Below are 11,751 nucleotides of genomic sequence, written 5' to 3'. Positions count from 1 at the left end.
GAATTAGACGATCGCTTGCTCATGGTGCTTGAGCGGCCCTGCGGCCTCGCGTAGAGTGCGCGAAATGGCCCGGGCAGAAACGTCGTCGAAGGGGGAACTTATGGCAGGCATGAATCAGAAACGCTGGATCGGCATTTCCGTCGGTGCGGCGGTCGCGATCGCGATCGCGGTCTTTCTGGCGCTCGGTTTGTCCAAGGGCCACAAGGACGACAAGAAGATGAACGATCAGCCCCCCGGGCTGACCTTCACCGTCGCCGATACGCCGGCCACGCTCGATTCCAAGAAGCCGCTGCGTTGCTACGTCAACGGCGCCTATGTCGGTGACCTGACCCTGGCCGATTGCGCCAAGAAGAACGGCGTCGCGGCCCAGGCGCTTGATGTCGGCCTGGATGACAACGGCAATGTCGTGGCGGCGCCCACGGGCTCGCTGACGCCGGTTCCGGGCGCGCCGACCTCGGCCACCGCCAATCCGGCGGCGCCGGGCGATGCGGCCGAAGTGGTGCCGGATACCCAAGCCGCGCAAGGACCGACGGCTGCCTGCCTGCGCTACAGCGGCAACGAATGGAACCGCCTGTCGGATTCGCTGACGCTCGGCCAGTGCGCGCGCCTGCTTTACGACGGCCGCTGCGTGTCGCCGGGCTCGGCCCAATACGGCCGCTGGGGCGAAAAGACCCTGCGCCTGGTGCCGCACCGCGTCGAGGTTTCGGACGACAATGCGACCTTCCGCACCCTGGTCGACCAGGGGCAGGGCTGTGCCGTCCCCATGGTGAAGTAGGGGCTGACTTTCCTCCCGGGGCGTGATTAAGTACCGGTACGGATTACAAGATTCACGGGGACCCCCATGCGCATTTCATCAGTCGTGCTTTTCAGCCTTATGGGCATGGGACTTGTGACGCTTTCGGCCTGCGACGAGGTCAAGCCGCCGCGCGACGAAGGCGTCTGCTACTTCATCGGCCATGTCGGCAAGGACAAGAACGGCCACGACAAGCTCAAGTTCAACGAGGTCAGGCGCAATGTGCCGGATCTGGAGCACTGCGCCGTCGAAATCTACAATGTCCGCCGCGGCTTCATGACGACGGGCACGGCGGGCCCGGTGACCGAAGGCGTCTATCAGGGCACCTTCCTGTTCGCAGCCAATGGCGAAGTGCGCATGGCGACCAAGTATGACGGGCCGCAGTTCCCGTTCCTGGTCGTCGCCGGCAACCAGCTGGTTTCGCCCAGCGCCGCCCATGTCGACGACACCCAGACCGATGGCGGTAAACCGGAAACCATCGTTGTGCCCAAGGATCTTCCCAAGGCGCCGGACGCGGCGCCGGCCAAGTAGACGCACCCTATTTTGTGCTGACAGAGCGCCTCCCTTTCGGGAGGCGCTTTCTTTTTTGCTGGCGGCCTTCATCGCGGTGTGGTACAAATAGGGAACAAATGATTAACAGGAAAGTTAATTCATCCACGGGCGATGCGTTGGAATTCGCTCCGGAAGGTTCTAGTCTCGGTCAGATTCGCGGATTTTCACCGCATGTGTGTCGTGGCGGGCAAAAAGCCTGGTGCGGCAGTTCGGAAAGGCAAGTCAAATGGCGGGAAGCGTCAACAAGGTCATCATCATCGGCAATCTGGGCAAGGATCCGGAAATCCGCACCCTGAACTCGGGCGAGCGCGTCGCCAACCTGACGGTCGCTACGTCGGAACAGTGGCGCGACAAGGCGACCGGCGAGCGCAAGGAAAAGACCGAATGGCACCGCGTCGTCATTTTCAACGACAACCTGGCTAAGATCGCCGAGCAATACTTGCGCAAGGGCTCGACCGTCTATCTGGAGGGCAGCCTGCAAACGCGCAAGTGGACCGACCAGCAGGGCCAGGAAAAGTACACGACCGAAATCGTCCTGCAACGCTTCAATGGCAACCTGACGCTGCTCGGTGGCCGCGGTGACCAGGGCGGTGGTGGCGCCTCGTCCGGCGGCGGCTACAACGACTATGAAGATTCCTACGGTGGCGGCGCCCCGGCCTCGGCCGGTCCGAAGCAGACCTCCAAGCAGCCGGCCCAGAGCTTCGATCTCGACGACGAAATTCCGTTCTAGACCCGGCGTTTATCATTGCTGAGCGGGCCCGGTAGTTCGTGACTGCCGGGCCTTTGTTTTGGTGCAACCCGGCTGAGGATGTAGTATCTTAAAATACTATACAGTAATTATTTCTCGTTTAATCTCTTGATCGCGCCGTTTTTCTGAAATTTGCGGAAGATTCACCATTTTATGTAACGCTTTCCTCTGGCCTGGAGGAAAGTGGTGGCGATTGTTACTATTGTCCCCGGCGGGTTTGAGCCTCTTGTGGAGCTGCCGGTCACGCCGGTGGGACATTTATGAAATTTGCGAAAACGACATCGGCGCGCAAGGCGTTGACGGTTACGACCTTGTGCGGCGGCATGCTGACCGGGCTGGCCCTGCCGTTGGTCATGCTTTCAAGCCTCGGGCCGACGGTGGCGAGCGCCCAGGACTATACGTCAGGCGCCGTTTCCGGCCGTGTCACCGATGCGTCCGGCAAACCTGTAAACGGTGCGACCCTGGTGTTGACCTCCCGGGCCCGCAGACTGGCGCTGACCCTGACATCGAGCGCTTCAGGCCGGTTTTCGGGCACCGGGCTGGAGCCCGGCGACTACGACGTTACTGTCCGGGCGCCTGGTTACGACGACTACAAGACGGGCCTGACAATCGTCATCTCCGAGGAAGCGCGGCTTTCCGTTCCCCTGACCGCCACGGGCTCTCAGCCGACGGTCGTCGTCAAGGGCAGGGCGCGCCAGGACTTCACCCGGACGACGACCGGGTTGACGGTCGATGTCGATACCCTGGCCGCGCGCCAGCCGATCGCGCGCACCCTGTCGGGGGTGACCCTGCTGGCGCCGGGCGTTGTCGCGGGCAATCCCGGATTTACGGTCGGCAGCGACGATTATGCCGTCGCGTCGTTCGGCGGCGGTTCGGTCGCCGAAAACGCCTATTATATTGACGGCCTCAACATCACCAACCCCGACAACTATGTCGGCGCGGTCAATGTACCGTTCGACTTCTACAAGACGATCGAAGTCAAGACCGGCGGCTACCAGGCGGAATTCGGCCGCGCGACGGGCGGTGTCGTCAACGCCACGACCAAGTCGGGCACCAACACCTTCACGATGGCGGTTCACGGCAACTATCAGCCGATGCAGCTGCAGAACGACCAGTTGAACACCTATGCCAGCCGCGGCGCCTATGCGAAGACGCAGAACAATTCGCTGTCGGTTGAGCTGGGCGGCCCGATCATCAGGGACCACCTGTTCGCCTACGGCCTCTATCAGGCCAACGACACCGAATCGCGCAACGCGGCCTACCGGACCGGCGTCTATGCGATCGTGAAAAATACCTCGCCCTTCATGGGCGCGAAGATCGACGGCTTTATCACGCCGACCCAGCATATTTCGCTGACCTGGTTCGATACGACCGTGGAGAACCGGTCGCAATATTACAGCTTCACGGATTTGTCCAAGGCGCTCAATCCGGTCGGAGATACGCAGACGATCGGCGGCCTGACCAGCGGCCAGGACAATACGCTTGGCGGCAAGAGCTGGGTGCTCAACTACTCGGGCAAGGTCACGGATGCGTTTTCGGTGTCGGCCGCCTATGGCGATATGAAGGGCCGCAACGACGTCATACCGGCCGATACGGCCAGCTACTATGTCCAGAGCTACTATTCGCCGTCGTGCGTCGACGCGACGGTAACGACCGGATATTGCGGGGTCCTGGCCACGACCTCGACCAATCAGCCCAGCCCGACGATTTCCGCCGACAGCGTCGAGCGCAGGTTCTGGCGGCTTGACGGCGACGTGCGCTTCGAAGCGGCCGGGCGCCACCATGTGCGCTTTGGCTATGACCGCGAAGACAATTCCATGCACCACGTCAGCACGCTGACAGGGACCGTGCCCGTAAATTACCAGTTCGCGCCCGATCCGGATTCGGCGGACGATGACAATCCGGATGAGTTGCTGCTGGTCACCTATCAGGTGTTCGGCGGCAAGGTCAGCGCCAGCAACAGCGCCGCCTATATCCAGGATTCGTGGGATATCACCGAAGCCCTGAACGTCCAGGTCGGCGTGCGCGACGATGCCTTCGCGCAAAACAACCTGTCCGGTCAGCGTTATCTGGACCTCAAGGGCAATGTCGCGCCGCGCCTGGGCTTTGCCTGGCTGCCGGGCGGGCAGGGGGACTGGAAGATCTTCGGCTCCTACGGCGCCAACTTCATTCCGCCGGCGATGAACATGGGTTATCGCGGCAAGGACATGTACTTCCAGGAATATTTCCATGCGCCTGCCGGCGGCTGGGTCACCGACCCCACGACCGGCCTGCCGGCCAGCGTCGGCGCGGCGGCTGTTCTGGCCGCCGACGACGGTTTCACGTCGCCGTGCCCGGCTTCGAACCTGTCTTCGGCTCCGGGGTTGTCCTCGGTGGTGGCCGGGCAGAATGTCTGCTATGTCGCCGGCAACGGCACGCAGGAAGGCGCCAATTCCAAGACGGCGCTGGGGCTGAAGGCGACCGAAGAAGACGAATTCATCCTTGGGACCAGCTGGAAGGCAAACGACCTGTGGACCTTCGGCGTGACCTATACCAACCGGACGCTGAAGCGCGTTTCCGAGGATTCGGACTTCCAGAAGGCCATCATCAGCTATCTCCAGGCCAACGGGCTCGACGCCTCGCAATATACGACCGGCGCCATCGCCACCAGCTTCTATATCTGGAATGTCGGCGATCATGACGTAACCATCCGCCTGAAGGATCCGCTGCCGAATGAAACCGGACAGCGCGTCATCACCCTGACGGCGGCGCAACTGGGCCACTTCCCCGATGCGAAGCGCGATTACAGCGCACTGACCTTCGATTTCAGGCGCGCCTTCGACGGCAAGTGGGGACTGCAAGGCTCCTACACATGGTCGCGGTCGTACGGGAATTATGAAGGCACGGTGCGTTCGGATGTCGGCAACGCCGTCCAGGCCGATGCGGGCGGCACGCTCGACTACGATATGCCGAGCTTCGAAACCTATGCCACTGGCCTGCTGTCGAACGATCGCACGCATCAGTTCAAGATGTGGGGATCCTATGCCGTCACGCCGGATGTCACCGTCGGGACCAATATCCAGGTCATATCGCCGGCGCACTTCTCGTGCTATGGCTTGAATCCGGTCGATGCAGCGGCCTTTGCCGTCGGCCCTTACTCGCACTACTGCAACGGCCAGCCGGCGCCGGAAGGCAAGGGGCTGAAGTCCGACTGGACCCGGACTGTCGACCTGTCGCTGCGCTATGCCGTCCCGCAACACTACGCCCTGGGCGGCAAGCTGATCCTGCGCGCCGATATCTTCAACCTGTTCGATACCCATAGCATACTGACTCGCCGCGTCACCTATGAAACCACCGGCATCGGCAAGCTGAACACGGCTTACGGCTATCCGACAAACTACAACAAGCCGCGCTATGTGCGCCTGGGCTTCGATCTCAGCTACTGAGGCTGAAATCCGGGGAAGAGCGTTTTCTTCAACCGATTGCCAAATGACAAAAGCCGTCCGTGCCTGACCGCACGGGCGGCTTCGCCGTCCTGGCCACGGCCCTGGGCTTCCAACGCTAAACACCGGCTTTCGCTGCCGAAATGCTTTGATTGCGACGCGCCGATCCTCTAGAAGTTAAGTGTGCGATTCCGCGAAATCGTGCGACGTGCGAACGGGCTGCTTCAAGCCGAAAATCGTAGCGCTTACAATGCCATGGCCCTGGATCTGAATGTGATCCGAAAGCGGCGGATTTTCAAACATATGGCGCTGTTTGTTGATGTACGACTTCCGGTATTTCAGGCGCTGCAACATCGCAACCAGTATGGCAAGTTTTAGAAATAAGAATCAGAATTCATGAGCGAAACGGAAAACGGCGGTGATATCGGTAACGGTGGAATGATTCCTACGGGCACACCGCCCCAGGGCATCGGCCACGTTTCGATCGAAGACGAGCTCAAGCGCTCCTATCTCGACTACGCCATGAGCGTCATCGTTTCGCGCGCCTTGCCGGACGCGCGCGACGGCCTGAAACCCGTTCACCGCCGCATCCTCTACATGATGCAGGCTTCGGGCTATACGCCCGAGCGCTCCTATGTGAAGTGCGCCCGTCCCGTGGGCGACGTCATGGGCCGGCTGCACCCGCACGGCGACGCCGCCATCTACATGGCCCTGGTGCGCATGGCGCAGCCCTTCTCGATGGGCCTGGTGCTGATCGACGGCCAGGGCAATTTCGGTTCGGTCGATGGCGATATGCCGGCCGCCATGCGTTACACCGAATGCCGCCTGGCAAAGCCGGCCATGCCGCTTCTGGCCGACATCGACAAGGACACGGTCGATTTCCAGCCGAACTACGACGGCAAGGAAGAAGAGCCGACCGTCCTGCCGTCGCGCATTCCGAACCTGCTGATCAACGGCGCCGGCGGCATCGCCGTCGGCATGGCGACCAATATTCCGCCGCACAATCTGGGCGAAGTCGTCGACGCCTGCGTCGCCATGCTCGACAATCCCGGCATTTCGCTGGAAGAGCTGCTCGACATCGTGCCGGGCCCCGACTATCCGACGGGCGGTGAAATCCTCGGCCGCTCGGGCGCGCGCCAGGCCCTTATGACGGGCCGCGGCTCGGTCGTGACGCGCGGCAAGGCGTCGGTCGAAACGATCCGCAAGGACCGCGAAGCCATCGTCGTCACCGAGATTCCGTACCAGGTCAACAAGGCCGCGCTGATCGAGCACGTCGCCGAACTGGTGCGCGACAAGCGCATCGAAGGCATTGCCGATATCCGCGACGAATCCGACCGCCAGGGCATGCGCATCGTCGTCGAGCTGAAGCGCGACGCCTCGGGCGACGTCATTCTCAACCAGCTCTATCGCTACACGGCGCTGCAATCGAGCTTCGGCGTCAACATGCTGGCGCTGAACCATGGCCGCCCGCAGCAGATGGGCCTGAAGAAGCTGCTCGAAATCTTCCTGGAGTTCCGGGAAGAGGTCGTCGTGCGCCGGACGCGCTTCGAGCTCAACAAGGCGCGCGACCGTGGCCACGTGCTGGTCGGCCTGTCGATCGCCGTCGCCAATATCGACGAAGTCATCCATATCATCCGGTCTTCGGCCGATCCGGCTCAGGCCCGCGAACGCCTGTGCGCCCGCACCTGGCCGTCCGGCGATATGGCGCCGCTGATCGAGCTGATCGCCGATCCGCGCTCGATCGTGCTGGAGGACCTCAGCGTTCGCCTGACCGACGAACAGGCCCGCGCCATCCTGGCCCTGACCCTGTCGCGCCTGACCGGCCTCGGCCGCGATGAAATCGGCGACGAGGTCAAGGCCCTGGCCGAGGCGATCGCCGAATACCTGGCCATCCTGTCGTCGCGCGAGCGCATCCTTGGGATCGTGCGCGAAGAACTGATCGAGGTCCGCACCCAGTTCGCCATCCCGCGCCGCACGGCCATTCTTGACGGCGAAGGCGATATCGAGGACGAAGACCTGATTCCGCGCGACGACATGGTCGTCACCGTGACGCATTCGGGCTACGTCAAGCGTACGCCGCTGGCGGCCTACCGCTCGCAGCACCGTGGCGGCAAGGGCCGCTCTGGCATGGCGATGAAGGACGAGGATGCGATCACCGGCGTCTATTCGGCGACGACGCACCAGCCCATGCTGTTCTTCTCGTCGGTCGGCAAGGTCTACAAGCTCAAGGTCTGGCGCCTGCCGCTCGGCAATCCGCAGTCCAAGGGCAAGGCCTTCGTCAACCTGCTGCCGCTCGACGCCGGTGAAACCATCACCAACATCCTGGCGCTTCCGGAAGAGGAAGCCGCCTGGGATCGCCTCGATGTCATGTTCGCCACGCGCTCGGGCGACGTCCGCCGCAACAAGCTGTCGGACTTCGTCAACGTCAACCGCGCCGGCAAGATCGCCATGAAGCTGGAAGACGGCGACGGCATTATCGGCGTGGCGGTCTGCACCGACGCCCAGGACGTGCTGCTGTCGACGACGTCGGGCCGCTCGATCCGCTTCGCCGTCGATGAGGTCCGCGTCTTCAAGGGCCGCGACTCGACCGGCGTGCGCGGCGTGCGCCTGAACGGCGATGATACCGTCATCTCCATGGCCATCCTGCACGGTATCGAGGCCAGCCCGGCCGAACGCGCCGCCTACCTGAAATGGGCGTCGCAGCAGCGTGCGGCGGCTTCGGGTGAAGCCGAGGAAACCACGACTGTCGAGGACGACGCCGAAGAGGGCGGCGACGAGGCGCAACTGACGCCGGAACGCATCACCGAACTCCAGACGGCCGAAGAATTCATCCTGACGGTCGCCGACACCGGCTTTGGCAAGCGGACTTCGTCCTACGAATACCGCCGCACCGGCCGGGGCGGCCAGGGCATCGTCGCCATCGACCTGTCGAAGCGCGGCGGCAAGCTGGCGGCGTCCTTCCCGATCGAGGCGACCGACGGCATTCTGCTGGTCACCGACGGCGGTCAGCTGATCCGCACGCCGGTGGCCCAGGTCCGCATCGCCGGCCGCAACACCCAGGGCGTGACCATCTTCCGCACCAGCGGCGAGCGCGTCGTGTCGGTGGAGCGCCTGGCCGAAAGTGCCGAGGACGAGGGTGCGGTGGCCGAAACGCCGGACGCCCCGGAAGCGCCTGAGGCCGCCGGACAGGAATAGCCGGCAGCGGCATTACCTACATTTTACAGGCCAGGCGGTTTCCGCCTGGCCTGAAATGTTTTAGAGGCATGGCCATGTACAGTTTCAAGGAAATCTTCCTGACGCTTCAGGGCGAAGGCGGCCAGGCCGGCCGGGTCAATGTCTTTGCGCGCTTTGCCGGCTGCAATCTGTGGAGCGGCCGCGAACAGGACCGCGCCACGGCCGCCTGCGATTTTTGCGATACCGATTTCGTCGGCACGGACGGTGAGGGCGGCGGCAAGTTCGCGACACCGGCCGAGGTCGTGGCGGCTCTGGACACCACCTGGGGCGCGATCGACGCTGCCGACAAGGCCGTGGTGTTCACCGGCGGCGAGCCCCTGCTGCAACTGGATCCCGATCTGATCACTGCCGTCAAGGCGGCGGGCTATTTCATCGCGGTCGAAAGCAACGGGACGATCGCGGCGCCCGATGGCATCGACTGGATCTGCGTCAGCCCCAAGGGCCAGAACCGGCTGAAACAGACGCGCGGCCAGGAGCTGAAACTGGTCTGGCCGCAGGCGGGGATCGATCCGGCGGAGTTCGCCGGCCTCGACTTCGAGCGCTTCTACCTGCAACCGAAAGACCCGCTGGGGCTCGACAAGTCTGACGCTCCGGGCCATACGCAGATGGTCATCGATTATTGCCTCAAGCACCCGCAATGGCGGATGAGCGTCCAGACGCACAAGCTGGTGGGGCTGAAGTAGGTTTTGCCATGCCTGGCGATGATGCAGGCGCAAAGCTCGATCGGGGCATCGCCCGCGCAATAGGTGGACGGACCGGCGTGGGCCGGATAGGAGAGGTGATATGATCACCATCTTCATCGACGCCGACGCCTGTCCGGTCAAGGACGAGACCTATAAGGTCGCTGCCCGCTACGGCCTCAAAACCTTCGTGGTCTCCAACAGTTTTATCCAGATACCGAAGTCGCCGATCATCGAACGCATGATCGTAGATGCCGGGCCGGATATCGCCGACGACTGGATCGCGGAACAGGCTGTAACCGGCGACATCGTCATCACAAACGATATTCCTTTGGCCGGGCGCGTCCTGGCGAAGGACGCCCACGCCATCGCGCCGAACGGCCGGGCCTTTACGCCTGACTCGATCGGTGCGGCCCTGGCCCAGCGTGCCCTGATGGAGCATATCCGCTCTACGGGAGAGATCACCGGCGGGCCGCCGCCGTTCTCGCAGTCCGACCGGTCGAAGTTTCTGCAAACGCTCGATCAGGTCGTCACCAAAGAAAAGCGACGGCCGCGTTAACAGGACGAGGGAGGTTGTTTTGCCGTCAAATTTCGATCGACGCTGCATGTTGGGTGGTCTTGCTGCCACCCTCAGTCTCTCTGCCCTGGCGCGCCGCGCGGAGGCCAGCTCCAGAAGGACCGTGGCTATCACTTTCGACGACCTGCCGTTTGCCGGCGACGCGTCGCTGGAAGAGGTTTCCGTCCGCAACCGCAAGGTTCTCGATACGCTGCGGCGGTTCAACGCGCCGGCAACCGGTTTTGTCATCGAGAAGACGGTCGAACACTACGGGCGCGACGCAGCCCGCGGCATCCTGAATGCGTGGACCGAAGGCGGCTTCAGTCTCGGCAACCATACCTATTCGCACGCCGATACCAATAATCTCGACCTGGCCGGGATCGAGCGCGAAGTCGCCGATGGCGAGGCCAGTATCCGGCCGCTCATGGACGCCGCTGGAAAGCCTTTGCGCTTCGTCAGGTTCGCGATGAACCATACGGGCGATCCGCTCGACAAGAGTCTGGCGATCGAAGCCATGCTGCGCCGTCGCGGATACGTACCCGCGGCCTCGACCATCGATACGTCTGACTACGCGTTCGAGGCAGCCTATGCCAAGGCGTTGCAGGCAGGCGACGGCAACGCGGCCGGGCGAATTGCCGACGCCTATGTGGCTTATTCGGAAACCGAGATCGACTATTACATTGCGCTGAGCCAAAAGGTCCTGGGCTATGAACCGCCGCAGATTGCCCTGCTTCACCTCAACCGGATCAACGCCGATACGCTTGGTCGTGTCCTCGATCTCTACGTCCGGCGAGGTTTTGGTTTCGTGACGCTCGAAGCGGCGCAGGCCGATCCTGCCTATGCGATACCGACGACCTACGCCACGCGCTTCGGCCCGATGTGGCCGTACCGCTGGGCGAAGGAAAAGGGCGTGCACATCGACGGCTCCCTGGAGCAGGAGCCGCCTTCCTGGATCCGCGACTACGCGCGAAAATGAAGGGCGGCCGGATGACCGCCCTTTGATTCAGGCCGCGTCGAGCAGAACGACCTCGGCGTCGTCGAGCGCGGTGATGGTCAGCTCCGCCTCGTCCTTGATGGCTGCGCCGTCGCGGGCGTCGAGTTCGACGCCGTTGACGCTGACGCGGCCCTTGGCGACCACGATGTAGAGGTGGCGGTCGGTGTGCGGGTTCGTCGCCAGCGGGCGATAGCTCTGCGACTGGTCCTTGAGCAGGGTCGCGCCCAGCAGCCGCGCCGGTGTGCGGATCTTCAGCGCGTCGGCGTCGCTTTCGAAACCCGAGGCCAGCGTCACGAACTGCCCCGAGTTATCGGCCTTGGGGAAGGGCTTGGCGCCCCAGGCCGGCGCGTGGCCGCGTTCGGACGGCAGCACCCAGATCTGGAAAATCTCGGTCGCCTCGTTTTCGAGATTGTACTCGGAATGGCGGATGCCGGTGCCGGCCGACATCACCTGGACGTCGCCGGCCTCGGTGCGGCCTTTGTTGCCCAAGGAATCCTGGTGGGTGATGGCGCCCTTACGCACGTAGGTGATGATTTCCATATTGTCATGCGGGTGGGGCGGGAAGCCGGTCTGCGGCTGGATGACGTCGTCGTTCCATACGCGGATCGAGCCCCAGCCCATCTTGTTCGGGTCGTAATAGCTGGCGAACGAGAAGTGGTGGTGGGCGTTCAGCCAGCCATGGTCGGCGCCGCCGAGGCCTGAAAAGGGTCTCTTGTCGATCATCGGTCTATCTCCTGTCGCAAAATTCGATATGCGATCCTGAGGCCGTATA

Annotated in this window: 10 protein-coding genes; 9 read left to right on the top strand and 1 reads right to left on the bottom strand. The window is 63.0% G+C overall.

Going from position 1 to position 11,751, the window contains the following annotated elements:
- Positions 1-100: 100 nt before the first annotated feature.
- The 9 genes from AB8717_RS13135 to AB8717_RS13095 all read left to right on the top strand — a co-directional run bounded on the left by AB8717_RS13135 (position 101) and on the right by AB8717_RS13095 (position 10,961).
- Positions 101-775 carry a hypothetical protein gene (locus tag AB8717_RS13135; protein WP_443747778.1) on the top strand — a complete coding sequence of 225 codons (675 nt, stop codon included), beginning with the start codon at positions 101-103 and terminating at the stop codon, positions 773-775.
- 66 nt (positions 776-841) lie between these two features.
- Positions 842-1,324, top strand: a complete 483-nt coding sequence (locus tag AB8717_RS13130) for a hypothetical protein (protein WP_443747777.1) — start codon at positions 842-844, stop codon at positions 1,322-1,324.
- A 247-nt stretch (positions 1,325-1,571) separates the two neighbouring features.
- Positions 1,572-2,075 (top strand): single-stranded DNA-binding protein, encoded by a 504-nt coding sequence (gene ssb, locus AB8717_RS13125; RefSeq protein ID WP_443747776.1) that lies wholly within the window; start codon positions 1,572-1,574, stop codon positions 2,073-2,075.
- 278 nt (positions 2,076-2,353) lie between these two features.
- A complete protein-coding gene (locus AB8717_RS13120; RefSeq protein ID WP_443747775.1) occupies positions 2,354-5,518 on the top strand; it encodes a TonB-dependent receptor in 3,165 nt (1,054 codons plus the stop codon).
- A gap of 180 nt (positions 5,519-5,698) precedes the next feature.
- Positions 5,699-5,893: a hypothetical protein gene (locus tag AB8717_RS13115; protein ID WP_443747774.1), complete on the top strand. Its 195-nt coding sequence runs from the start codon at positions 5,699-5,701 to the stop codon at positions 5,891-5,893.
- A gap of 60 nt (positions 5,894-5,953) precedes the next feature.
- Positions 5,954-8,710: a DNA gyrase subunit A gene (gene gyrA / locus AB8717_RS13110; protein WP_443750892.1), complete on the top strand. Its 2,757-nt coding sequence runs from the start codon at positions 5,954-5,956 to the stop codon at positions 8,708-8,710.
- 74 nt (positions 8,711-8,784) lie between these two features.
- Positions 8,785-9,432 (top strand): 7-carboxy-7-deazaguanine synthase, encoded by a 648-nt coding sequence (queE, locus tag AB8717_RS13105; protein ID WP_443750891.1) that lies wholly within the window; start codon positions 8,785-8,787, stop codon positions 9,430-9,432.
- 100 nt (positions 9,433-9,532) lie between these two features.
- Positions 9,533-9,988 (top strand): YaiI/YqxD family protein, encoded by a 456-nt coding sequence (locus AB8717_RS13100; protein WP_443747773.1) that lies wholly within the window; start codon positions 9,533-9,535, stop codon positions 9,986-9,988.
- A gap of 121 nt (positions 9,989-10,109) precedes the next feature.
- Entirely contained in the window at positions 10,110-10,961 is an 852-nt protein-coding gene (locus tag AB8717_RS13095; RefSeq protein WP_443747772.1) for a polysaccharide deacetylase family protein, read from the top strand.
- A 27-nt stretch (positions 10,962-10,988) separates the two neighbouring features.
- On the opposite strand, the gene AB8717_RS13090 is transcribed toward AB8717_RS13095, so the two are convergent.
- Entirely contained in the window at positions 10,989-11,702 is a 714-nt protein-coding gene (locus AB8717_RS13090) for a pirin family protein (protein WP_443747771.1), read from the bottom strand.
- Between the last annotated feature and the right edge of the window lie 49 nt (positions 11,703-11,751).

This window comes from Asticcacaulis solisilvae (assembly GCF_052327315.1).
In the GTDB taxonomy this organism is placed as follows: domain Bacteria; phylum Pseudomonadota; class Alphaproteobacteria; order Caulobacterales; family Caulobacteraceae; genus Asticcacaulis; species Asticcacaulis solisilvae_B.
The sequence above is the reverse complement of the archived record's forward strand: the minus strand, read 5'-3'. Positions and strand labels throughout refer to the sequence as shown.